The organism is Rhizobium sp. 01N447_2 (genome assembly GCF_056399245.1).
The window spans coordinates 170749-194786 of the sequence record NZ_JBFTQY010000001.1 but is presented as its reverse complement, the minus strand read 5'-3'; the positions used below and the strand labels follow the sequence as shown (position 1 = coordinate 194786).

Annotated in this window: 21 protein-coding genes, 1 tRNA gene and 1 pseudogene; 12 read left to right on the top strand and 11 right to left on the bottom strand. The window is 61.7% G+C overall.

The genetic code is table 11. From position 1 onward, the window contains the following. Positions 1-149 precede the first annotated feature (149 nt). Positions 150-320 (top strand): hypothetical protein, encoded by a 171-nt coding sequence (locus AC1ECN_RS00935; RefSeq protein WP_165406139.1) that lies wholly within the window; start codon positions 150-152, stop codon positions 318-320. 99 nt (positions 321-419) lie between these two features. Here the strand turns inward: AC1ECN_RS00935 and AC1ECN_RS00930 are convergent, their stop codons facing one another. Further along, entirely contained in the window at positions 420-1511 is a 1092-nt protein-coding gene (locus AC1ECN_RS00930; RefSeq protein ID WP_130662228.1) for a DUF475 domain-containing protein, read from the bottom strand. Positions 1512-1864: 353 nt separating this feature from the next. Between AC1ECN_RS00930 and AC1ECN_RS00925 the strand changes: the two genes are divergently transcribed. Both AC1ECN_RS00925 and AC1ECN_RS00920 read left to right on the top strand, forming a co-directional pair. Further along, positions 1865-2110 carry a hypothetical protein gene (locus tag AC1ECN_RS00925; RefSeq protein ID WP_024322330.1) on the top strand — a complete coding sequence of 82 codons (246 nt, stop codon included), beginning with the start codon at positions 1865-1867 and terminating at the stop codon, positions 2108-2110. Between the two features lie 61 nt (positions 2111-2171). Further along, positions 2172-2348 carry a hypothetical protein gene (locus AC1ECN_RS00920; protein ID WP_165406138.1) on the top strand — a complete coding sequence of 59 codons (177 nt, stop codon included), beginning with the start codon at positions 2172-2174 and terminating at the stop codon, positions 2346-2348. Between the two features lie 14 nt (positions 2349-2362). Here the strand turns inward: AC1ECN_RS00920 and AC1ECN_RS00915 are convergent. Then, a pseudogene (locus AC1ECN_RS00915) lies at positions 2363-2527 on the bottom strand (MgtC/SapB family protein); the annotation flags it as partial. Positions 2528-2759: 232 nt separating this feature from the next. Between AC1ECN_RS00915 and AC1ECN_RS00910 the strand changes: the two are divergent. Further along, positions 2760-3485 carry a hypothetical protein gene (locus tag AC1ECN_RS00910; protein WP_130662227.1) on the top strand — a complete coding sequence of 242 codons (726 nt, stop codon included), beginning with the start codon at positions 2760-2762 and terminating at the stop codon, positions 3483-3485. A gap of 71 nt (positions 3486-3556) precedes the next feature. On the opposite strand, the gene AC1ECN_RS00905 is transcribed toward AC1ECN_RS00910, so the two are convergent. From AC1ECN_RS00905 to cpdR1, 4 genes are all read right to left on the bottom strand, one after another. Then, complete coding sequence (locus tag AC1ECN_RS00905; RefSeq protein ID WP_245002690.1) at positions 3557-4051, bottom strand: hypothetical protein; 495 nt, start codon at positions 4049-4051, stop codon at positions 3557-3559. A 123-nt stretch (positions 4052-4174) separates the two neighbouring features. Then, a complete protein-coding gene (locus AC1ECN_RS00900) occupies positions 4175-4369 on the bottom strand; it encodes a hypothetical protein (RefSeq protein WP_130673098.1) in 195 nt (64 codons plus the stop codon). Between the two features lie 184 nt (positions 4370-4553). Beyond that, positions 4554-4628 (bottom strand) — tRNA-Val (locus AC1ECN_RS00895). An 84-nt stretch (positions 4629-4712) separates the two neighbouring features. Continuing rightward, positions 4713-5075, bottom strand: a complete 363-nt coding sequence (gene cpdR1, locus AC1ECN_RS00890) for a response regulator CpdR1 (protein ID WP_003542883.1) — start codon at positions 5073-5075, stop codon at positions 4713-4715. A 187-nt stretch (positions 5076-5262) separates the two neighbouring features. Here cpdR1 and AC1ECN_RS00885 point away from each other — a divergent pair, with 187 nt between their 5' ends. Both AC1ECN_RS00885 and hisN read left to right on the top strand, forming a co-directional pair. Continuing rightward, positions 5263-6144, top strand: coding sequence for an N-formylglutamate amidohydrolase (locus AC1ECN_RS00885; protein ID WP_477951887.1), 882 nt, complete (start codon positions 5263-5265; stop codon positions 6142-6144). 275 nt (positions 6145-6419) lie between these two features. Beyond that, the gene (gene hisN / locus AC1ECN_RS00880) at positions 6420-7193 is read left to right on the top strand and encodes a histidinol-phosphatase (protein ID WP_130656226.1); all 774 of its coding nucleotides are present in this window, start codon (positions 6420-6422) and stop codon (positions 7191-7193) included. A gap of 45 nt (positions 7194-7238) precedes the next feature. Here the strand turns inward: hisN and AC1ECN_RS00875 are convergent, their stop codons facing one another. Next, a complete protein-coding gene (locus AC1ECN_RS00875) occupies positions 7239-8213 on the bottom strand; it encodes an alpha/beta fold hydrolase (protein WP_477951885.1) in 975 nt (324 codons plus the stop codon). 528 nt (positions 8214-8741) lie between these two features. On the opposite strand from AC1ECN_RS00875, the gene AC1ECN_RS00870 reads away from it, so the two are divergent. Continuing rightward, the gene (locus tag AC1ECN_RS00870; RefSeq protein WP_018072811.1) at positions 8742-9212 is read left to right on the top strand and encodes an Hsp20 family protein; all 471 of its coding nucleotides are present in this window, start codon (positions 8742-8744) and stop codon (positions 9210-9212) included. Between the two features lie 74 nt (positions 9213-9286). On the opposite strand, the gene AC1ECN_RS00865 is transcribed toward AC1ECN_RS00870, so the two are convergent. Continuing rightward, positions 9287-10336 (bottom strand): bile acid:sodium symporter family protein, encoded by a 1050-nt coding sequence (locus AC1ECN_RS00865; RefSeq protein ID WP_477951883.1) that lies wholly within the window; start codon positions 10334-10336, stop codon positions 9287-9289. A 45-nt stretch (positions 10337-10381) separates the two neighbouring features. Between AC1ECN_RS00865 and AC1ECN_RS00860 the strand changes: the two genes are divergently transcribed. Next, on the top strand, positions 10382-11236 hold the full coding sequence (locus AC1ECN_RS00860; protein ID WP_018072813.1) for a LysR substrate-binding domain-containing protein: 855 nt from the start codon (positions 10382-10384) through the stop codon (positions 11234-11236). 53 nt (positions 11237-11289) lie between these two features. Here AC1ECN_RS00860 and AC1ECN_RS00855 read toward each other — a convergent pair whose 3' ends face one another. After that, positions 11290-12342 carry a threonine aldolase family protein gene (locus AC1ECN_RS00855; RefSeq protein WP_130673095.1) on the bottom strand — a complete coding sequence of 351 codons (1053 nt, stop codon included), beginning with the start codon at positions 12340-12342 and terminating at the stop codon, positions 11290-11292. Positions 12343-12880: 538 nt separating this feature from the next. Between AC1ECN_RS00855 and gltB the strand changes: the two genes are divergently transcribed. The 3 genes from gltB (at position 12881) to AC1ECN_RS00840 (ending at position 20186) form a co-directional block, all read left to right on the top strand. Then, entirely contained in the window at positions 12881-17605 is a 4725-nt protein-coding gene (gltB, locus tag AC1ECN_RS00850) for a glutamate synthase large subunit (protein WP_197727417.1), read from the top strand. 227 nt (positions 17606-17832) lie between these two features. Then, positions 17833-19287 carry a glutamate synthase subunit beta gene (locus tag AC1ECN_RS00845; protein WP_026170954.1) on the top strand — a complete coding sequence of 485 codons (1455 nt, stop codon included), beginning with the start codon at positions 17833-17835 and terminating at the stop codon, positions 19285-19287. Positions 19288-19553: 266 nt separating this feature from the next. Beyond that, complete coding sequence (locus AC1ECN_RS00840; protein ID WP_024322341.1) at positions 19554-20186, top strand: hypothetical protein; 633 nt, start codon at positions 19554-19556, stop codon at positions 20184-20186. Between the two features lie 37 nt (positions 20187-20223). Here AC1ECN_RS00840 and AC1ECN_RS00835 read toward each other — a convergent pair whose 3' ends face one another. Then, on the bottom strand, positions 20224-21462 hold the full coding sequence (locus AC1ECN_RS00835) for an SGNH/GDSL hydrolase family protein (protein WP_197727416.1): 1239 nt from the start codon (positions 21460-21462) through the stop codon (positions 20224-20226). 174 nt (positions 21463-21636) lie between these two features. Beyond that, positions 21637-22860, bottom strand: a complete 1224-nt coding sequence (locus AC1ECN_RS00830; protein ID WP_477951881.1) for a lytic murein transglycosylase — start codon at positions 22858-22860, stop codon at positions 21637-21639. Between the two features lie 204 nt (positions 22861-23064). Between AC1ECN_RS00830 and galU the strand changes: the two genes are divergently transcribed. Continuing rightward, on the top strand, positions 23065-23952 hold the full coding sequence (gene galU / locus AC1ECN_RS00825) for a UTP--glucose-1-phosphate uridylyltransferase GalU (RefSeq protein ID WP_018072820.1): 888 nt from the start codon (positions 23065-23067) through the stop codon (positions 23950-23952). Positions 23953-24038: the final 86 nt, after the last annotated feature.

The following is a 24038-nucleotide window of genomic DNA, read 5'->3' as shown; positions in this document are numbered from 1 at the left end:
GACGACCCACCCCCTCCTCGAGGCTGGCCATGGAGACATGCGCTGGCCTCCCGTTTTTTGCATGGCTGAGGTGATTTTCTGAGCATTGTGGAGGCATATGCGCGATGCCATCTATGAGCAGTCAATCGTAGAGCAAGAGGAAAAGGACAATGTCCGCACTCCGCAATTCAGTCCGTACTGGCTTCCTTGGCCGCGCATTCGCCCTCCTTGGGGCTGCAAACGCCGTCAGCGCTGCTGTCGAAGCAGGTCGCCGTCCGCGCGCCAACGACCTCACCACACTCGGTATCGACCCGACCTCCTTCGATCAGGTCTCCCGCTAAGACCTCCAAGTCATGCATGAATGAATTAGCCCGCAACCGGATGGTCGCGGGCTTTATTTTTATCTGCAAGAGTGTCGCACACTGCGGCTTCTTGCATCGTCAGGCGTGAAGTTCCTCCTGCCGGGCGACGTGACCCTCCACCTTTTCGCGCCTGTTGTGGCGGATGGATGACCAGAGGGACAGGCCGATCAGCGCAGCGCCGCCGAGGCCGGTGATGACTTCGGGGATGTGCACCAGCGTCTGCACATACATGATCACCGAGAGGATCAGGATGGCGTAGAAGGCGCCGTGCTCGAGATAGCGGTATTCGGCAAGCGTTCCCTTCTCCACCAGCATGATCGTCATCGAGCGCACGTACATGGCGCCGATGCCGAGGCCGATCGCGATGACGAAGAGGTTCTGCGTCAGCGCGAAGGCGCCGATGACGCCGTCGAAGGAGAAGCTCGCATCCAGCACCTCCAGATAGATGAAGGCGCCGAGGCCACCCTTGGCGGCAGCACTCATCGTCTGCTGCGAAGCATCGAGCAATCCGCCGACCACCTCGACCGCGAGGAAGGTGAGCAGGCCGTAGATGGCGCAATGGACGAAGACGGTGGCCTCCTCGCCGCCGATCAGCCAGGAAAAGACCAGCATCAGCGCCAGCACGAAGGCGATCTCGATACCCTTGATGGTGGCGGAGCGCGCCATCATTTTTTCGAGGCCGCCGATCCAGTGAACTTGCTTCTCGTGATTGAAGAAGTAGTTGAGGCCGACCATCATCAGGAAAGTGCCGCCGAAGGCTGCGATCGGCAGATGTGCGTCGTTCATGATGCGGGCATATTCCGCCGGCTCGCGGGCGGCAAGCACCAGAGCGTCCCAGGGGCCGATCTGTGCCGCGATCGCGACGATTGCCAGCGGGAAGACGATGCGCATGCCGAAGACGGCGATGACGATGCCCCAGGTGAGGAAGCGCTTCTGCCAGACCGGCGTCATCTCCTTCAGCTTGTTGGCGTTGACGATGGCATTGTCGAAGGAAAGTGAGATCTCCAGCACCGCAAGCACCGTGCAGATGAAGAAGACGGTCGCCATGCCGCCGATCGTGCCGGTCGTCTGCCAGCCGAGTACGGCGCCGAGAACGAGGCCGAGGGCGGTGACGATGAAAGCCCAGCGGAAATAGCCGAGCGAGGATTTAGGGGTCTGAGGTTGATTCATGGCCGCACCTCGCGGCCGCAAATCGTGTTGAAGAGAGTGGATATATTGGAGAAACGCGGCACGCCACAACGGGCACGCGGGTCAGGCATGGTGAGCTTGGTCATCGATGAAAAATCCGCCGGCTAAGCTGCAGGCGGTACCGACATCACGAGAGCGCCGTAAAAACTCTCGCCAGAGGGGCCCGGCACCAAAGTTCCCCCGTCAGCCGATGTCTGGAAGGCTGCGGGATAGGCTCTAGGTAATGGGCTTCCCGGGCCAGTCAAGGCCGACAGGCATGCCGAGATTGGGTAATTTTTTTGGAACCATCCTGATGCCCGCCCGTTAGGCACTGTTGAGCTTAAAAAAGGAGGCCGATGATGCACACTTCGACCCATGTTCCCGATAAACGCACGGAGGCATCCGACCGCATGAAGCGGGCGAAGCCAAACCGCATGCAGAAGGCGCAGGTGCTGCCGCCGCATCATGTCGATCTGACGCTGACGCCCGGTGTCTATCACGACATTCACGTGCCGGCCCATGTTACCGGTGCCGATCTTTCCAAGGGTGGTCTCGACATTAAAGGCCCCGATGTGAAAGCCAATGCAGAGACCAAGAAATAACGGCTATTCCGGAAGCCTCTTTGGGGCGCTGACGGTAGATTTGAAACAGGGTGAGAAACATATGACGATCAACTTTGTGCCCCGCGAGATCTTCATCCGGCACGAAAATGAATGGCAGGCTGTCCGCGAGGCGGCGGACGAGCACATCAATATCGGCAAACGGCAGAAGCCGCTCGCGTCCATCGGCGGCACGGCGTCGGTTGGGAAAAACGATGCTTCGGCCGCGCGCTCCGAATGACCAACGGACGGTCACGCTGACATTAGCGACATTAGCGCCCGGCATGATGCCGGGCAGTCGCGTGCCTCACGCTCGAAGCCGATCAGGCCGCCGCAGACGATAGCGCCGAAGAACCGGGCGAAGATGACGGGATAGTGGATGCGCGACGCCGGCATCATGTCGGCGATGATGCGATCCATGGATTTTTCCCTCGGAACAGATGAAATTTTCGCTGGCTAATGTCTGAGCGCGGAATTTGTTCAGCTTTTTCCCCTCATGCGTTTCGGCAGCCGCGTTGGCCCCACCGATGCACCTAGGCGTTTTCATGTCATTCGAGGGAAAGATCGGCGAGCCAGGCATCATCCTGTCGCCGCGCCAACCTTTCGGAAAGGATTGGGCAGCGATAATCCCGGCCTCACGGGAATCGGACAGATGGCCAAGACAGCGACACGCGGCCGCCGCAAGGCGCCGGCGAGAGGAAAGAGCAAAGCGCGCAGCAGCGGTGGCGGATTGCTGCCCTGGGCGGTGATCGGCATTGCCGCGATCGGCGGCATCGTCGCCCACGACCATTGGAAGAGCATCCAGCCGATGCTTGCAAGGCAATCGGCATCGATCACGCGGGAAACGGCGGAGCCGAGGCCTGTCGTCAGGAAGGACGTGCCGCCGAAGCAGGTGGCGCTTGCCGCCCCCACGCCGAAAGCCGCAGCGTCGGTGCCTCAGTCGCAGATGCTGCCGCCGGCCGCGATCCCGACGCCGATGATCCAGCCGATAAAGGCAGTGCCGTCCCCGGCCTCCCCTGCCGTTTCGGAAACCGGGACAGTCGCCTTCGGCTATTGCGGCCAGGGCGCCCATATCAATTGCGTCGGCGACGGCGGCGTCTTCTGGTACAAGGGCGAAAAGATCGTGATCGCCGACATGGCAAGCCCGGTGGTCGATCAGGCGCGCTGTGACGGCGAGCGCCGGGTGGCCTTTGCCGCCAAGTCGCGGCTGCTGGCGCTTCTGAACGCCGGACCCTTCACCATGAACGCTGCGGGCAAGAGCGAGCCCTCAGGCGTGCCGCGCGTCGTCTCGCGCGACGGGCGCTCTTTTGGTGCGCAGCTGATCAACGAGGGCTTGGCACGCAAGCCCGGGGCTGCCGGCAGCGCCTGGTGCGCCTGACGGCTACTGCATAATTCCTTAAATCGGAATCGATGTAAAACCGCTGCGCACTTTTGCTGGAATTGCTCGGGCTACTTACCCTTTTTCACCAGCTTGCCGCCGGTGCGGAAGCTGCCGGTGAAGGAGGAATCCTTGCTTTCGGCGGTGCATTCGATCGCGATCGGCTTGCCGGCATAGGGATTGCCGAAGGTGCAGAAGCCGGCAACCTTGACCTCCCCGGTCATCTTGTTGCCGACGCCCGTGGTGACGAGGCTGAGCGGCAGGCGGGCATTGCCGTTGGAGGCGGGCTTGATGCCGCTGCCGTCGCCCTGGAAGCCGAGCGCCTTGCCGTCTGAAGTGAAGATGAAGGTCACCAAGCCATTGGCCAGCGTGACGCTGGCAAGCTCGTTCTTGCAGCCCTTGGTGGCGTCGAATTTGGCGACGACCAGCTTGGCGCATTTGCCGGAAAGCGTAATGACGCCGGGTGCACCGGGAAAGGTCTCGGCGGGTGCGGCCGGCGCTGCAGAGGCCGGCACGGCGAGGACGGCAGAAAAAATTGCGGCGGCTGCCGGTGCGAAAAGTCTCATTGTCTGTCTCAACCCCATCTGTCTGCGACGGCGAATCGGCCATGCGCTGGATGGTCAGGCAATGGCACGGTTCTGTGACTTATTTTGGTCTTGCCCGGCGTCGAACGGATGTCGAACAGGGCGTTAGGAACTTTTGAAGTCGTCCCAGAGGATTGCTGCCCCGGCCGCGAATATGGTGATCGGAATCAGCCAAAACTTGATGCTGACGGGTTCGATGACATGAAACTGCATATATCCGAAACCGAAGAGGCCAGCCCCAACCAGGGCGAGGCCGAGGATTATGGATATCGCTTTGCGCGTCCGCGTCCTTTGCGTCATTCATCCCCCTATCTCCCACGTGTGGGGCTATCCTACAGCCATTGAAATCCTGTCCGGATCATGGTCGCCGACCAATCACGTGCAAGCCCTCGCTCCGCAAAGTGCCGGATCTGGAGCACGTGCCAGGCTCAGGAATCAAAAAATCCCCAAGGGGGGATTTATCAACGATGTCAGGGAGATCGGATGGTGGGCGTGACAGGGATTGAACCTGTGACCCCTACGATGTCAACGTAGTGCTCTCCCGCTGAGCTACACGCCCATCCGATGGCGGCGCATAGATCACAAAACCTTCGGAGCCGTCAATAGGCTTTTTTCAGTTTTGTGACGCGCCGCTCGTCACGCCTTATGCGGCAAGCATTTTGTTGACCTCATCGACGAGGTCGCGCAGGTGGAAAGGCTTGGAAAGGACCTTGGCATCCTTCGGCGCCTTCGAATCAGGGTTCAGCGCCACGGCGGCAAAACCGGTGATGAACATTACCTTCAGGTCGGGGTCGAGTTCGGTGGCGCGGCGCGCCAGCTCGATGCCGTCCATCTCGGGCATGACGATATCGGTCAGCAGCAGGGAAAACGGCTCCTCGCGCAGCCGGTCATAGGCGCTGGCGCCATTGTCGTAGGAAAGGACCTTGTAGCCGGCCTTTTCGAGCGCTTTCACCAGGAAGCGGCGCATGTCATTGTCGTCTTCGGCGAGAAGTATCTTCTGAGTCATCAATCCAGACCGCGATCCATAAGTTTTTGGTGGGCTACCAGCCGTTTACACTAGTCTTTACCCGGTAAACAACCGGTGAATTGCCTGTGCCTGACCGCCATCCCTTCTACATAGTATGGACTTGCGGCCGGGCAACTGGCAACATGGGCAAAGCAGTCAGTTCATGACATGGTAAAGAGGGCCGAAAGTGCCGGAAATACGCGAGTACGAGCTTTTTGAGGTCCATGAGCCCGTGTCGCAGACCATTCCCTTCGTCTACAACTCCCCCCATAGCGGCCGTATTTATCCACCGGAATTTATTGCCCAGTCCAGGCTGGAGGGCATCGCCATCCGCCGTTCCGAGGATCACTATGTGGACGAGCTCTTCGGCTCGGCCGTCGCACTCGGCGCGCCGCTCCTGGYGGCCAACTTCCCGCGCGCCTATCTCGACGTCAATCGCGAGCCCTACGAGCTCGATCCGCGGATGTTCGACGGGCTGCTGCCGCCCTATGCCAATGTCAATTCGCTCAGGGTCGCCGGCGGGCTCGGCACCATTCCGCGCATCGTCGCCGAGAACATGGAGATCTATGCGCGGCGCCTGCCGGTGCAGGAGGGGCTCGACCGTGTCGAAGCGGTCTACAAGCCCTATCATGCGGCGCTTCGCCGGCTGATTGCGCGAACGCATGTGCAGTTCGGCTTCGGCGTGCTGATCGACTGCCACTCGATGCCCGGCAATGTGCGCGTCGCCGGCAGCACTTCGCGACCTGATTTCATCATTGGTGATCGCTACGGCACCAGCGCTTCGGCCGAGCTTTCGCGCGCAGCCATCGCCATCCTCGAGGAAATGGGTTTTGCTGCGATCCGCAACAAGCCCTATGCTGGCGGCTTCATCACCGAACATTACGGCCGGCCTTCGCGCGGCCTGCACGCGCTGCAGATCGAGGTGAACCGGGCGATCTATGTCGATGAGCTGACGCTGGAGAAACGCGAAGATTTCGCCGGGGTGGCTGATGCCGTCACGGACTTCATGCAGCAGATGGCGGAATACGTCGAGAAATTTGCCGGAGATCGGGCGCTGGCCGCCGAATAGATCTCTTTTCGATGTCGCTGACGTCTGACCTTCGTCTTCCCAGCCAAAAAAAACCGCGCTTGTGAGCGCGGCTAAGTCTAGGGAGGAAACACCCAAGGAGGGTATTTACAGTCAGAAGACTGTATGAAGACGCTACTATTGCATTGCACAAATGTCAAGCAATATATTGCGCTGCGATATCTTTGGGCAGTTAGAGCCAAATTGCCTGCTGCGTTTGCATTCCCGTTGTTTTTCGCTATGAAAAGCGCCATTCCCGCCAGCCAAACGGATCCATCATGTTTCCTGACCGTTCGTTCTTCAACCGCCTGGCGGAGGCCGCCCGAGCCGAGACGCTTCCGCGCTTCCGCTCCGGCCTCGATGTCACGAACAAGCTTTCCTCCGGTTTTGATCCGGTAACGGAGGGCGACCGGGCGGCCGAGCTCGCCATCCGGGCGCTGATCGAGGAGAATTTCCCCGGCCACGGCATTCTCGGCGAGGAACATGGCGATGTCGGGCTCGACCGCGAATATGTCTGGGTGATCGATCCGATCGACGGCACGCGCGCCTTTATATCCGGTGTGCCGGTGTGGGGAACGCTGATCGGCCTGCAAAAAGACGGCCGGGCGATCATGGGCATGATCGAACAGCCCTTTACCGGCGAACGTTATTTCGCCGACCAGAATGGCTCGATCTATACTGGGCCTGAAGGCGAACGGCGGCTGGCGACGCGCCAATGCGACGCGCTGTCGAACGCCATCCTGTTCACCACCTCGCCGCATCTCTTTGCCGGCGAGGAGATGGAGAAATACCGCGAGATCGAAGGCCAGGTGCGGCTCTTCCGCTACGGCTGCGACTGCTATGCCTATGCGCTGCTTGCCGCCGGCCATATCGATCTCGTCATCGAAAACAGCCTGAAGCCCTATGATGTCGGCGGCATCATTCCCGTCATCGAGCGAGCGGGCGGCATCATCACCACCTGGGACGGCGGACGGCCGGAAAACGGCGGCTCGATCATCGCTGCCGGCAGCCGGGCGGTCTACGAACAGGCGATCGCCATCCTGCAGCGCTGATCCCAGGGTCAGCAGCGCTGATCCCGATCAGTTGCGCTGGCCTGGTCACGTGCCGAGGGCGGCGACGTCCTGGTTTTCTTCGGCATCGCTGCCGGGAATGAAGGCGTGGAAGGCGGCAAGGGCGGCGGCGCGGTAGATATCCCGTTCCTGGAAGATCTCGTGGCGGGCGCCGTTGATCGGCACCAGCTGACCGGCGCGGAAATAACGCGAGAGCCGCTCCTGCGCCGTGTAGGGCACCACACCGTCACGCGTCGGGGCAATGATGACGGTCGGGATGGTGATCGAGAAGAGATGGTAGGGCGAGGTAACCCGGTCCATCGTGCGAAAGGCCTCGGTCAGCCAGCGGGCTGTGGGTGGCCCGAGTGTCAGCTCCGGATGGGCTTTCATCATCGCGACATTGCGCTCGAAGCGGTGCTCGTCCGAGGTCAGCGGATTGTCGCGGAAATCCGACTCCTTCAGTTTCGAGGTCAGCGGCAGGAAGCCTAGGCCGACGGCGTTCAGCGTGCCGGCAAGGGTGCGAATGACGCGGGGCGAAGCCGCCTGGCCGGTCAGGCCGATGAAGGGCGCCGACAGCACCATGCGATCGATACGGGTGGTGAGATAGGGGGCGGCCGAGAGCGCGATCAGGCCGCCTGTGGAATGCGCGAGCAAGTAGAAAGGCAGGCGGGTATCCRGCAGCACCACCTTTTCGAGGAAGGTGTCGAGATCGCGCTCGTAATCGACGAAGCGGCGGATGTGGCCGTGGTTGCGGCGTTTCAGGAGCCGCTGCGAGCCGCCCTGGCCGCGCATGTCGAAGGTCGCGACCCAGAGACCCCTGGCCGTCAGGTCGCGGATCGTCTCGAAATATTTCTCGATATATTCGTTTCGGCCGTGCAGGATGACGACGGTGCCCTTGGCAATCTGGCCGCTAGAGCGGAAGACGGCGTAACGCAGTTGGTGGCCGTCATGGGTTTCGAAGAACCCCTCCGTGCGGTTTTCCGGAGCGGGATTGTCGGGCGTCGAATAGAGAACCTGATCCATGACTTTGCCAATGCGCCGCTGCTGACTGCTTCCACCGTCAGGGATAGCGCATGGCATCCGGCTTGGAAAGCGGTGCGGCCGCAAGGCCAACCGCATAATTCCTTCAATCGGCATCGATTGAAGGATAAAATTATTCAGCATTTCAAAGTGTTACAGCGCCCTTTGCGCGTCTTTTCGGACGCGCGGCGCTGTCGTGCGGGAAAAGGGCCGGCAGGAGCATGAGGGTGCTCGCGGCCGGCCGAAGTTGAGACTGAAGAAGAAGGGACGATGCACTTCAGCCATCGGGACCAGATTCACCCGACGCCGAAATTTCTAKGCGAATGCGCCTGAACGCGCTCCGAACCGGTCGTTCATGCGCGGTTCACGGGCCGATCAAGGCGATTCCGGAAAGGTCTTGAACTCGTCAAATCCCATCACCATCTCCTTTCTGCGGGTGCCGGAAAGGGCCCGCGCAACCGTCCCGAGGCCGCCAAAGATGGGGTTTCAGGGGCATTTCATCGCAACACGTCGCTTCCACAGGAGGACATCATGCGTCACGTAGACTTCTCTCCCCTTTATCGTTCGACCGTCGGTTTCGACCGGCTCTTCACCATGCTCGACAGCCTTGCCCAGCCGGAGCAGGCGCAGACCTATCCGCCCTATAATATCGAGCGCACCGGTGAAAACACCTATCGCATCACCATGGCCGTTGCCGGTTTCGACGAGACCGAACTTTCGATCGAAGCCCATGCCCATGTCCTGTCCGTGAAGGGTGAAAAGAACGAGGAACCTGCCGAAAGCGGCGAATTCCTCTACCGCGGCATTGCCAAGCGCGCCTTCGAGCGCCGCTTCCAGCTTGCCGACCATGTCGAGGTGACCGCTGCTTCGCTGAAGAACGGCCTGCTGCACATCGACCTTCTGCGCAATATTCCCGAGGCCATGAAGCCCCGCAAGATTACGATTGCTGCAGAACCGGTCGAGGCTCCGAAGGCCATCGAAGCGCAGATCATCAACGGCTGATCAGATCTTTATCGATGAAACGAACGGCGCTCCATCGGGGCGCCGTTTTTCGTTGCCGCTTGGCGCGACATGCTTCATGCCGGGCTGGCGGCTTCGTCGATTTCCTTGTCCGTTGCGCGGCGGGCCGCGGCGGCGGCGTATTTCTGGGCGATGACGGCGCAGACCATCAGCTGGATCTGGTGGAACAGCATCAGCGGCAGCACGATCGCGCCGATCGACTGGCCGGCGAAGATGACGTTCGCCATCGGTACGCCGCTTGCGAGGCTCTTCTTCGAGCCGCAGAAGGTGATGGTGATCTCGTCGGCCTTGTTGAAGCCCAGCCAACGGCTGCCGAACATCGTCAGCACCAGGACAATTGCCAGCAAGACCACGTCGGCGACGATGACGACGGCGATATCGGCGATCGAGAAGGTGTGCCACAGGCCCTCGACCACAGCCGTGCTGAAGGCGAGATAGACGACCATCAGGATCGAGCCGCGGTCGACAGGCATCAGGATCTTCTTCTTGGCGCGAATCCAGTCGCCGATCCAGGGCTGCAGAATCTGGCCGACGATGAAGGGGGCAAGCAGCTGCAGCAGGATCTGCTCCAATGCGTCGAAGGAGAAGCCGCCGTGGCCGCCGACGGAAAACAGCAGGCCGACGAGCAGCGGTGTCAGGAACATGCCGAAGATGTTGGACGCCGAGGCCGAGCAGATGGCGGCCGGCACGTTGCCGCCCGCCATCGAGGTGAAGGCGATCGACGACTGCACCGTCGATGGCAGCACGCAGAGGAAGAGGATGCCGAGATAAAGCGGCTGCGGCAGGATCGTGTCGGGGATCAGTCCGAGCGCCATGCCAAGCAGCGGGAAGATGCCGAAGGTCGTCAGCAGGATGACGAGATGCAGGCGCCAGTGCAGCAGGCCTGATATGACGACGTCGCGCGACAGGCGGGCGCCGTGCAGGAAAAACAGCAGCGCGATGGCAAGGTCGGTGGCGATACCGAAATAATCCGCGAATGTGCCGCGCGCCGGCAGCAACGAGGCAAGGATGACGGTGCAGACAAGCAGGATGGTGAATGTATCGGGCAGAAAGCGGCGCATGGCGATCTCGCGGCGTGATAAAACAGTCATTRTTCTGTCGTCCATTATGATCCAGGATGCAAGGAATTACAGTTATCGAGAAACCGGATCATGCTGGACCTTTCGCAATTGCGCAGTTTCGTTGCTGTCGAACAGATGGGCAGTTTCACGCTCGCGGCAGAGAGGCTCGGCCTCGGTCAGTCGACCGTCAGCCAGCACATCCAGCGGCTGGAGACGGCACTCGGGCGCAAGCTGCTGGCGCGCGACACGCATAAGGTGATGTTGACCGGCGATGGCGAGGCGCTGCTGTCGCATGCGCGCGCCATGCTTTCGATCGAGGGGCAGGTACAGTCATTATTTAAGAGCCACAGCCTGCGCGGCAGCCTGCGGCTCGGCGTGTCGGAGGATTTCGTCACCAGCCAGCTGCCGGCGGTGCTCGAGGATTTCGTTCGTTCGCACCCCTCCGTCGACCTCGAGCTGACAGTGGCGCTTTCCGGCGTCCTTTACGAGATGCAGGACAATGGCGAGATCGATCTGGTGCTCGCCAAGCGCCGGCTCGGCGATGCGCGCGGAAAGCTCGTCTATCGCGAGCCGCTCGTCTGGCTGGCGCGCGATCCCGACCGTGTTCTTGCCTCCGGCCCTTTGCCGCTGATCGCCTTTCCGCCGCCGAGCGTCACGCGGGTGATCGCGCTCGAGGCTCTCGGGCGAAACGGGGTGCCGTGGAGGATCGTCTGTACCTGCGGCAGCCTGAGCGGGTTGACGGCAGCGGCGCGGGCCGGGATGGGCGTGCTGGTGCAGCCGCGCAGCATGGCGCCCTCAGGGCTGAAGGAAATCGCTGCGGGAAGACTTCCGGTGCTGGAGGATGTGGAATTCGTGCTGGTTCCGCGCAAGGGCGCGGATCAGGCGCTGGTTTCAGCACTGTCGGAGGATATTCTGCAAAAGGTGAGGGGATTGAGGTCGGCGTGAGTCCTTGCCCGCCACCGAAGGGCCTGCCGGGCGCAAGCCTTTCGGGCAGGCGATCAGGCGGCCAGGTACTTCAAGAAGCCATCGACATCCGCTTCGGTCGTCGCGAAGCTGGTGACGAGGCGGATCAGGGTTTCGCTTTCGGAAACGAGTTCGGGCGTTGCCGCCGGGACCGGCCATTCGTAAAATTTCGCGCCCTTTTCCTCCGCAATTTTTGCGGCACTCTTGCTGACGACGGCAAAGACTTCGTTGGACGCGGTCGGCCAGGCGAGGCGGGCGGAATTGCTCGTGCCGATGCCGGCGCGCAGCCGGTCGGCCATGCCGTTTGAAAGACGGGCGAGATCGAGCCAGAGGCCGTTTTCGAAATAGGCGTCGAACTGGGCGGCGATGAAACGCGACTTGGAGAAGAGCTGGGCGGCGCGCTTGCGGATGAAGGGCATTTCCCGGGCCTGATCCGGATTGAAGAAGACGATTGCTTCCGCACACCAGCAGCCGTTCTTGGTGCCGCCGAAGGACAGCATGTCGACGCCGCGCTTCCAGGTCATTTCGGCCGGGGTGGCGCCGAGTGCGACCAGCGCGTTGGCGAAGCGGGCGCCATCCATGTGGAGCGGCAGATTGCGCTTTCTGGCGATGGCGGCGATCTCCCCGATCTCCGGCAAGGAATAGACGGTGCCGATCTCGGTGGTCTGGGAGATGGTCACAGCGCTGGCGCGGCCGTGACGGACGGCATCCTCGGGAAAGCTTGCGATCTTCGCCGAGAGCTTTGCCGGGTCGATCTTGCCGGCTTCGCCGTCAACGGCAACCAGGCGGGCGGAGCCGGAGAAAAATTCCGGCGCGCCGCATTCATCCCGGATCACATGGGCCTCCGAATGGCAGAAGGTGATGCCGCCGGGGCGCTGGACGCTTGCCAGCGACAGCGAGTTGGCGGCCGTGCCGGTGGCGACGAAGAAGATCGAAACCTCACGCTCGAAGATCTCGGAAAAACGGGCTTCGACCTTTCTGTCGAGATCGCCGGCGCCATAGGCGGCGGCAAAGCCGGTCGATTCCGTCAGCAGACGTTCGGCAATGGATTTGTGGGCGCCGGCCCAATTATCGGAAGCAAAGAACATGTAGGGAAACCGTTGGAAAGGAAGGGGTTGGCAAGTCCGCAGCGGACATTACGCCAAAGCTTCACAGGATCAAGGTTGTCGCCCGCGACACATCACGGAAATTGAACTACGCAATTAATAAACAAAATAATACGTAACAACGTAATTTTCTTTCGTCATCGCCACTGCGTAGGCAATCTTCCGTCGCAAATTGACGTTTTTTGACGGAGCGCTCTTGCAGAGCCGGATGCTTTCTGGCATAGAACTGATGAATTAGGACAGTGTTGCTGTCCTATTTTGGCCTTTATGACCGAAGAGGCGCCGAAAGCCCTGGAACAGACCGGCTTTCACGCTATAGTTCTTCCGAGCGTCAAGCCTCAAGGGCGGCGCGCGGAGGCGAATGGCAGGCGCGGAACGCGACGGTTTGCTTTCCTTTAAAGCAGATGTCTGCGGCCGATCTTCACAATGCAACAGCGCTGTCATGCGCCGAACCTATCTTCGGGTTGCGGCGCGGGACGAAAAGCCGCCCGCGGCCCCGCGGGCTTCGACAGGAGGAAAGATGATGACGAAGACGCCATCCATGGAAGTTGACCGGTTTGCTGCTGCAGAGCTGCGCGCGACGGCCAATATGTCCAAATTCGCCTCCGGCCTGCCGAAGAAACAGGGCCTCTACGATCCGCGCAACGAACATGATGCGTGTGGCGTCGGCTTCGTCGCGCATATGAAGGGCCAGAAGTCACACCAGATCGTCAAGGATGGCCTTTTCATCCTCGAAAACCTGACGCATCGCGGCGCCGTCGGCGCCGATCCGCTGATGGGTGACGGCGCAGGCATTCTGGTGCAGATCCCCGACCGTTTCTTCCGCGAGGAGATGGCCGAGCAAGGCATCACCCTGCCGCCGGTCGGCGAATACGGCGTCGGCCATATCTTCATGCCGCGCGATGAAAAGCAGATCGAGCACTTCAAGAAGGTGATCAAGGACGTCATCACCGAGGAAGGTCAGGTCTTCATCGGCTTCCGCGACGTGCCGGTCGACAATTCCTCGCTCTCCAAGGCGCCGGCCATTGCCGCAACCGAGCCGCATCATGTGCAGGTCTTCATCGGCGCCGGCGAGGATGCCGAAAACAACGACGAGTTCGAGCGTCGGCTGTTCACGCTGCGCAAGGTGATCTCCAACCGCATCTATGACGAGTTCGACGGCGAGGAGAGCAATTTCTATCCGGTATCGCTGTCGTCGGCGACGGTGGTCTACAAGGGCATGTTCCTGGCCTATCAGGTCGGCGTCTATTACAAGGACCTGTCGGATCCGCGTTTCGAAAGCGCGGTCGCCCTGGTGCACCAGCGCTTCTCGACCAACACCTTCCCGTCGTGGAAGCTGGCGCATCCCTATCGCATGGTCGCCCATAATGGCGAGATCAACACGCTGCGCGGCAACGTCAACTGGATGGCGGCGCGCCAGGCGTCGGTCTCCTCGCCGCTGTTCGGCGAGGACATCTCCAAGCTCTGGCCGATCTCCTACGAGGGGCAGTCGGACACCGCGTGCTTCGACAATGCGCTCGAATTCCTGGTTCGCGGCGGTTATTCGATGGCGCATGCGGTAATGATGCTGATCCCGGAAGCCTGGGCCGGCAACCAGTCGATGGCCGCCGAACGCAAGGCTTTCTACGAATATCATGCGGCGCTGATGGAGCCCTGGGACGGGCCGGCCGCGGTCGCCTTCACCGACGGCAAGCAGATCGGCGCGACCCTCGACCGCAACGGCCTGCGGCCGGCGCGTTATCTCGTCACCAATGACGATCGCGTCATCATGGCGTCCGAAGCCGGCGTGCTGCCGGTTCCGGAAGAGATCATCATCCAGAAGTGGCGGCTGCAGCCGGGCAAGATGCTGCTGATCGACATGGAAGAAGGCCGTATCATCTCCGACGACGAGGTGAAGTCGCAGCTGGCGACGGCGCATCCCTATCGCAGCTGGCTCAACCGCACGCAGCTCATCCTCGAAGACCTGAAGCCGGTGGAACCGCGGGCGCTGCGCCGCGACGTGTCGCTACTCGACCGCCAGCAGGCATTCGGCTACACGCTCGAGGATACACGCATCCTGATGTCGCCGATGGCGACGACGGGCCAGGAGGCGATCGGTTCGATGGGCACGGATACGCCGATCTCGGCGATGTCGGAAAAGTCGAAGCTGCTCTACACCTATTTCAAGCAGAACTTCGCGCAGGTGACCAACCCGCCGATCGATCCGATCCGCGAGGAACTGGTGATGAGCCTGGTTTCCTTCATCGGGCCGCGGCCGAACATTCTCGACCATGAGGGGGCGGCCAACGCCAAGCGGCTCGAAGTGCGCCAGCCGATCCTGACCAATGGCGATCTCGAAAAGATCCGCTCGATCGGCCATACGGAAGACCGTTTCGACACCAAGACGCTCGATTTCACTTATGATATCGAGCGCGGCGCCGAAGGCATGCCCGAGATGCTCGACCGGCTCTGCGAGCGCGCGGAAGCGGCCGTTAAGGGCGGCTATAACATCATCGTGCTCTCCGACCGCCAGATCGGGCCGGACCGGATCGCCATTCCTGCACTGCTGGCGACGGCTGCCGTGCACCATCATCTGATCCGCAAGGGGCTTCGCACCTCGGTCGGTCTCGTCGTCGAGACCGGAGAGCCGCGCGAGGTCCATCATTTCTGCCTGCTCGCCGGCTACGGCGCCGAGGCGATCAACCCTTATCTTGCCTTCGACACGTTGCTCGACATGCATGCCAAGGGCGAATTCCCGAAGGAAGTGGATGCTTCCGAAGTCGTCTACCGCTACATCAAGGCAGTCGGCAAAGGCATCCTCAAGGTCATGTCGAAGATGGGCATCTCGACCTACCAGTCCTATTGCGGCGCGCAGATCTTCGATGCGATCGGCCTGCAGTCGGAACTGATCGACAAGTATTTCTTCGGAACCGCGACGATGATCGAAGGCGTCGGCCTCGAGGCGATCGCCGCAGAAACCGTCGCCCGCCATAACGCGGCCTTCGGTACCGATCCGCTTCTTGCCACGACGCTCGACATCGGCGGCGAATATGCCTACCGCATGCGCGGCGAAAGCCATGCCTGGACGCCGGATGCGGTCGCGGCCCTTCAGCATGCCGTGCGCGGCAATGCCGAGGACCGTTACCAGGAATTCGCCGAGATGGTGAACAACTCGACGCTGCGGATGAACACGATCCGCGGGCTGTTCAAGATGAAGAGCGCCGAAGCGCTTGGCCGCAAGCCAGTATCGGTCGACCAGGTCGAACCGGCGGCCGATATCGTCAAGCGGTTCTCGACGGGCGCAATGTCCTTCGGCTCGATCTCCAGAGAGGCGCATACGACGCTGGCGATCGCCATGAACCGGATCGGCGGCAAGTCGAACACCGGCGAAGGTGGTGAGGAATCCGACCGCTACATGCCGCTGGCCGATGGTTCGATGAACCCGGAACGCTCGGCGATCAAGCAGATCGCCTCGGGCCGCTTCGGCGTCACCACCGAATATCTCGTCAATGCCGACATGCTGCAGATCAAGGTGGCGCAAGGCGCCAAGCCGGGCGAAGGCGGCCAGCTGCCCGGTCACAAGGTCGATGCGACCGTTGCCAAGACTCGCCACTCGACGCCGGGTGTCGGCCTGATTTCGCCGCCGCCGCACCACGACATTTATTCGATCGAAGATCTGGCGCAGCTGATCTACGATCTGAAGAACGTCAACCCGACCGCCGATGTTTCGGTCAAGCTCGTCTCGGAAGTCGGCGTCGGCACGGTTGCCGCCGGTGTCGCCAAGGCACGCGCCGACCATATCACGGTCGCCGGCTTTGACGGCGGCACGGGTGCGTCACCGCTGACGTCGCTGAAACATGCCGGCAGCCCCTGGGAGATCGGCCTTGCCGAGACACAGCAGACGCTGGTGCTGAACGGCTTGCGCTCGCGCGTCGCCCTTCAGGTGGACGGTGGGCTGAAGACCGGCCGCGACGTCATTATCGGGGCGCTGCTTGGAGCCGACGAGTTCGGCTTTGCCACCGCGCCGCTGATTGCCGCCGGCTGCATCATGATGCGCAAATGCCATCTCAACACCTGTCCGGTGGGTGTGGCGACCCAGGATCCGGTGCTGCGCAAGCGCTTCAAGGGCGCGCCGGAGCACGTCATCAACTATTTCTTCTTCGTCGCCAACGAAGTGCGCGAAATCCTCGCCTCGCTGGGCTTCACCCGGCTCGACGAGATCATCGGCGCCTCGGAGCTTCTGGAGAAGGACGAGATGCTGAACCACTGGAAGGCCAAGGGCCTCGATTTCAGCCGTATCTTCCACAAGGTCGACGCTCCCAAGGAAGAGACCTTCTGGACGAGCCGGCAGAAGCACCCGATCGACGACATTCTCGACCGCGTGCTGATCGAACAGGCGCAGCCGGCACTGACGGCCAAGACACCCGTTGCCTTCGAGGTCGGCATCAAGAACGTCGACCGTTCGGTGGGCGCGATGCTTTCCGGCGAGGTCGCCAAGCGCTACCGCCATCGCGGGCTGAAGGAAGACACGATCAATGTGACGCTTCGCGGCACGGCGGGGCAGAGCTTCGGCGCCTTCCTGGCGCGCGGGGTCACTTTCAACCTGATCGGCGACGGCAACGACTATGTCGGCAAGGGCCTTTCGGGCGGCAAGATCATCATCCGGCCGCCGGAGAATTCGAGGATCGTGGCCGAGGACTCGATCATCGTCGGTAACACCGTGCTTTATGGTGCGACCGAGGGCGAATGCTATTTCCGCGGTGTGGCGGGCGAACGTTTCGCCGTGCGCAATTCGGGCGCGATCGCCATCGTCGAGGGTGTCGGCGACCATGGCTGCGAATACATGACCGGCGGGGTCGTCGTCGTGCTCGGCGCCACGGGCCGCAACTTTGCGGCCGGCATGTCCGGCGGTGTCGCCTACGTGCTCGATGAGACCGGCGATTTCGCCAGCCGCTGCAATATGGCGATGGTCGAGCTCGAGCCGGTGCCCGAGGAAGATGACATGCTGGAGAAGCTGCACCATCACGGCGGTGACCTCATGCACAAGGGACGCGTCGACGTCTCTGGCGACATGACGCGCCATGACGAGGAGCGCCTCTACCAGCTGATCTCCAACCATCTGCACTATACGGGCTCGGCCCGCGCCACTGAGATTCTCGACAACTGGGCCGACTATCGTCCGAAGTTCCGCAAGGTCATGCCGGTCGAATACCGTCGGGCGCTCGAGGAAATGGAGCGCAGCCGGATGGGCATCGCCGCGGAATGAATTGCACCGGGACATCCGTCACCTGCTGACTGCTGGTGACGGATGACGAAAATATCTCAATGACCCGTGACGATCACGCCGATGGCCAAGGCAGTTCAGATCGCACGGATGTCTTGCAGGGGATATGGTCCAATGACGGTCAAGACAAGCAACTTGCCCCGGGTACCGGGACTGACGATAGACAGATTGGCTGCGGTGAGGCGGTCATGAGGGTAAGGGACGAAAACATGGGTAAGGTAACAGGGTTTCTGGAAATCGACCGGCAGGTGGCGAAGTACCAGCCGGCGTCGGATCGTATCCGCCATTTCCGCGAGTTCACGATCCCGATGTCGGACCCGGAAGTGCAGAAACAGGCCGCGCGCTGCATGGACTGTGGCATCCCCTATTGCCACGGCCCGACCGGCTGCCCTGTTCACAACCAGATTCCCGATTGGAACGACCTCGTCTACAACAACAACTGGGAAGCGGCGATCCAGAACCTGCATTCGACCAACAACTTCCCTGAGTTCACCGGTCGCGTCTGCCCGGCGCCCTGCGAGGAAGCCTGCACGTTGAATCTCGAGGATGCGCCGGTCGCCATCAAGACGGTCGAACAGGCGATCGCCGACAAGGCCTATGAGCTCGGCTTCATCCGGCCTCAGCCGGCCACGGTCCATACCGGCAAGAAGGTCGCCGTCATCGGCTCCGGCCCCGCCGGCATGGCGGCCGCCCAGCAGCTCGGCCGCGCCGGCCACGAGGTGCATCTGTATGAGCGCGAGACCAAGCCGGGCGGCCTGCTGCGCTACGGCATTCCCGATTTCAAGATGGAGAAGAACTTCATCGACCGCCGTGTCGAGCAGATGAAGGGCGAGGGCGTCACCTTCCATTGCGGCGTCAATGTCGGCGTCGACGTCAAGGTCGAGCAGCTGCTCGCCGATCACGACGCCGTCCTCTACTGCGGCGGCTCCGAGACGCCGCGCGAGGCGGGCATTCCGGGCACCGACCTTGCGGGCGTGCATGATGCGATGCCCTATCTCGTGCAGCAGAACCGCCGCGTCGGGCGCGAAAACATCGACAGCATCGGCTGGCCGTCGGACCCGATCCTTGCCGGCGCCAAACATATCGTCGTCGTCGGCGGCGGCGATACGGCTTCTGACTGCGTTGGCACGGCCTTCCGCCAGGGGGCCGTCAGGGTTACCCAGCTCGACATCCGGCCGCAGCCGCCGGAGAAGGAAGACAAGCTTGCCGTCTGGCCCTTCTGGGCGACGAAGATGCGCACCTCCTCCTCGCAGGCCGAGGGCGCCGTGCGTGAATTCCAGGTGGCGACACTTGAATTCGTCGGCGAAGATGGTGTGCTGACCGGCGTCAAGTGCTGCGAGGTCGATGAGCGCCGGCGGCCGGTTCCGGGTACGGAATTCGTCATCAGGGCCGATCTCGCCTTCATCGCCATCGGTTTCCGCGGCCCCTTCACCGGCAGCGTGCTGAAGGAACTCGAGGGTAAACTGACGCTCAACACCGACAAGCGCGGCTCGACCAACGTCGTCGCCAACGACCGCGACTACAAGACTTCGGTCGACAAGTTCTGGACGGCGGGTGACGTGCGCCGCGGCCAATCGCTGGTGGTCTGGGCGATCCGTGAGGGCCGCCAGGCGGCGCGCGCCATCGACGAGGAGTTGATGGGTTCGACCGTTCTGCCGAACTGACTATCGGCTACGCACCTTGCCGAAGACCACGAACTCCGCCCCTCCGGCGGAGTTTTTTCATGGTGCGCCGCGCTGTAGTGCGACCGCTTGACGCGGAGGCCGTGCGCCGCAAGCCTCAGGCAATGCCGGGAAGCGAGATTTTCCGCCGGACGCGGGCTCAGGTGGAGCCAGCGGCGACCGAAGCGGAGGTGCCCCGCTGTTTTGGTCGTAATGCATTTCCATCGGCTGCGGCGTGAGGCCGCGAATGATCGACAAGGACATTTCAAATGGTTTCCGCACTTGACAGCACGCGGTTGGTTTCGGCCCAATATGCCCTGAAAAACCTTCGCAGTTCCGACGACAGCGAGCAGGATACGCAAAGTTCTTCGGCCGCCAGCATTCTGAGCAGTTACGGGCTCGATCCGAGCTCCGCCTCGCTTCTTTCCAACCAGGCCCTTTCCGGGCTGCTCGACACGCTTTCAGCCCAAAGCGACACGTCTGACGAGACCGATACGACGGGTGACGGCGCCGATGTCACCAGCGCCTCCTTCATGTCGATGCTGAAGCAGCAGCTGCAGGATGCGGCTGCGGCCGAAGGCGAGAGCGGCAAGGCCCATGACATGCTGGCCGCCCTCGAGGCAGGCACACTCACCATCACCGATCCGACGCAGGGCGTGTCGGTCAACGCCTGGGATGTCGATGATCCCGACGAGGCCGACACCGAGAGCAAGGCCGGCAAGGATATCGATGTCAGCGGCTGGAGCGACTTCCTCGACGCGCATCTGGAGCGCGGCGCCGATGGCGCCTTCGTCAAGGAAAACGGCAGCTATGTCGACCAGACGAACGACAGCAACGCCTTCTTCGGCCTGATCGGCTCAAACTACTATTATCTGAGCTGGCCGCAGGCGACGGCGAAGTAGACGGAACGAAGCGGAGGGCTACCTCAGACGGCGCTTTTCACTTGACCGAGACTTCGGCCGGCGCCTTAACCACAGGCAGGCGGTAATCATCGACGCGGCCGGGAGGTGCTGGCGTCATTTCGCCCTGCTCGACGAGGAGATCGCGCGGCGACCGCGTCAACGTCATCGGCGGCGGCCTGGCGCCGAGAAGCTCGGCGCCGCCGTCGAGATTGGGATCGGAGAGACTGATCGGCACGGTATGTTCGACCGGATTGGCGGGAAGGCCGAGACCGGGCAGATTGCTGGAGTCGAGGCGGACCAGATCGGGGCTTGCCTGCGTGCCGAGAAGACGCCGCGCCGGTTTTTCCACATAGAAGGCAAGTTTGCGCCGGCCGGCCTGGGTCAGGTTGATGCCATCGGAGGTGCGCAGGCGCACCTGCTGGCCGTTCACATCCGAACCGGTGACGATGAAATTGCCGTTTTCGTCGACGAAACCATCCCAGATATCGACGAATTCGCCGCCGATGCTTTCGACCTGGTTGCGGTAAAGCTGATTCATCTGGACGGCATCGGCCGTCATCGAATCTGATTCGAAGGCGGGAAGGCCAACCCAGAGCAGCGGGATCTTGCGGCCGGTAACTTCCTTGCCGAAGGAAAGGACACGACGGCGGTATTCGCTGGTCCAGCCGTCGGTGCGGAATTTTTCCTTGGCGGTGTCGGTCACCATCTGCTGGCGGTCGTTGGCGCCGATCATGACGACGACCATTGCCGGCTTCAGCTCGTCGATCATCTTCGGCAGCTGTTCCGGCCAGTCGTAATAATCGTCGCGGACAAGACCCGAGGAGACGTTGCCGCGGGCTTCGACGACGACGCCGGGCGAGGTCTCGAAGGCGGCGGTGAGGCCGTCGCCGAGGCCGCTGGCCAGGAAATCGCCGACGATCAGGATCGTCCGGGCGTCGCCGAGCTTTTGCACCGCCGGCTCCTCCTGTACGGGAGCGCGGACCGGCGGCGCGGTGCGGGTATTGACGATGGCCTTCGGCGCCGGCGGGCGTTTGCGCTGCTGGCGTCTCGGCTGCTGGACGTCAGGGGCTTGCGGCGCGTCATCGAGATAGCGCCGGCCGAGAAAGAAATCGAGGATCGATCGGCGTTGATAGCGCTGCTCCTGGGCTTCGGCGACATGCACCGGCGCAGACACGCCAAGGCATAGCGAAGCCGCCGCCAAGGCGAGCACGAGCCAGCGGATTTTACAGGTCCGATCAGTTTTCTCAGTCATGGGCAGTTCCGCATCTGCCGGCATCTTGCACGCAGGGTAGGCCAGCGTCCACTCCCGCTATTATCTAGGTCACGGTTCTGCCTGTTGTAGAGCATCATGCCAAAAAGTGTGTGGGGTTTTCGGGCGGTATCATGCCCTACTTCCTTGATTCAAATGCGGATTGAGATTTCCGGCCGGTCCGGCCGGGATCATCCCGATCTAGCGGCGCAATGCGTTCAGAAGCGGCAAGGAGGGCTCGCCGTCCGGCTGCATGCCGATACGCGACTGCACGGCTGATATCGCCGCCTTCGAACCCGAGCCGAAATTGCCGTCGACTTCGCCATTGTAGTAGCCGAGCGTCTTCAGACGGGTCTGCAGCTCGAATTTCTCGGTGATATCGAGGGCGCCGTCCGGGCGCGGCCAGCGTTGCTGCATGCCGCCGTAGCCGGCGATCTGGTCGGCCAGCAGGCCGACGGCAAGCGCGTAGCTATCCGAGGCATTGTAGTTCTTGATGGTGAAGAAGTTGGCCGTCATCAGGAAGCCCGGGCCGCCGRCTCCGGCCGGCATCTTCAGTACGGCTTTGGTGGCGCTCTCGCGGAAGGCCTTGCCGTTCGGGCGTGTCAGGCCGAGTGCTGCCCATTGGGCCAGTGTATGGGTCTTGCCGGCCTGTTTGGCGGCCGCTGCGGGAACGACGACCTCATAACCCCAGGTCTTGCCGGTGTCCCAGCCGTTTTTCATCAGGAGGTTGGCCGAGGTCGCCAGCGCGTCAGGCACCGAGTTCCAGATATCGCGATGGCCGTTGCCGTCGGCATCGACGGCATAAAGCAGGTAGCTTGTAGGGATGAACTGGGTGTGGCCCATGGCGCCGGCCCAGGAGCCGGTCATCTCGCGTGCCGGTACATCGCCGTTCTGCAGGATCTTCAGCGCGGCGACCAGCTGCTTCTTGGCGAATTTGGCGCGGCTCGGATCGGCATAGGCAAGCGTGGCCAGGGCGCGCGGCACGTAGTGCAGCCGGTCGTCCTTGTCGAGAACCGCGCCGTAATTCGATTCCATCGACCAGATGGCCAGCAAAATGGTCTTGTCGACGCCGAAACGCTGCTCGATCGCAGCGAGCGTCCTTGCGTGTTTGGCGGCCATCTCGCGGCCGATTTTGACCGTATAGGGGTTGACGCGGGAATCGACATAGTCCCAGATCTTCGAGGTGAATTCCGGCTGGTAGGCGGCCTTTTCGAGCACGGTCGGATCGGGCTCGCTCACCCCGGAAAAGGCCTTTTGATAGGTTGCCTTACTGATGCCACTCTGAGCGGCAGTCTGGTAAAAATCCGCGATCCATTTCTGGAAGCGGGAATCAGCTTTCGCGTTGTCGGGGACCAGTGCCACCTGGGCAGCGACAATGAGGGCGAGAGCAAGACCACGAAGGGAGTTTTTGTGATTCTGGGTCATCGACAGTCGTATCCGTCATCTTCAGTTTCTGGTGCAGCGGGGCATCATTTCCGCCCAGACCCGAGACTACAGGAACGGAGTCAACAAATTCTTTACCATGGCGATCCGCTGCGGTCACCATTTGCAAAACAGTAGCAATTCTATACTAGTTAAAGCTAAAAAACTCCATTTMCAAAGCGATATGATCGAAGCAGGAGGCCGGGTGTGGCTCAACACAACAAAGTTCGTAAAGCAGTATTTCCGGTTGCCGGGTTGGGAACGCGATTCCTTCCGGCGACAAAGGCTGTTCCGAAGGAAATGTTGACCGTCGTCGACAAGCCAATCATTCAATATGTCGTCGACGAGGCGATCGAAGCCGGGATCGAACATCTGGTCTTCGTCACAGGACGCAACAAGCACGTCATCGAAGATTATTTCGACATTCATTTCGAGCTGGAACAGACGCTGCGCGAGCGCGCCAAGAAGGCGGAAATTACCCTTCTCGCCCAGCAATTGCCGAAGGCCGGCACGGTGAGCTTCACTCGCCAGCAGGAGCCTCTCGGCCTCGGCCATGCCGTGTGGTGCGCCCGCGAGATCGTCGGCGACGAACCCTTCGCACTGCTGCTGCCGGATATGATCATGAAGGGCGACAAGGGCTGCATGAAGGGCATGATCGACCTTTATGGCCAGAGCGGCGGCAATATCATCGCCGTCGAGGAATGCGCGCCAGACCAGGCGCATAAATACGGCATCGTCGGCGTCGGCGAGGCGATCGGCGACGGCTTCCGCATCACCGGCATGGTGGAAAAGCCTGCCAAGGGGACGGCGCCTTCCAACTTCTTCATCAACGGCCGCTATATCCTGCAGCCGGAGATCTTCAAGATCCTCGAGACCCAGGAGCGCGGCGCCGGCAACGAGATCCAGCTTACCGACGGCATGCTGAAGCTGCTGAAGGAACAGGATTTCGCCGGTTACCACTTCCGCGGTGCGACCTACGACTGCGGCGCCAAGGACGGCTTCATCCTGGCAAACGTCGCCTTCGCCCTCGAACGCGCCGATATCCGCCCCTCCGTCGAGGGCGGCTTCAGGGAACTGCTGGCCGGCCTGAAGTAAGGCATCCGCTCAGCGCAGATTCAAAGTGATAGAGCGCCGCGCTTCCTATCGGACGCGCGGCGCTTCCATTTTCCAGATGCAAGCCG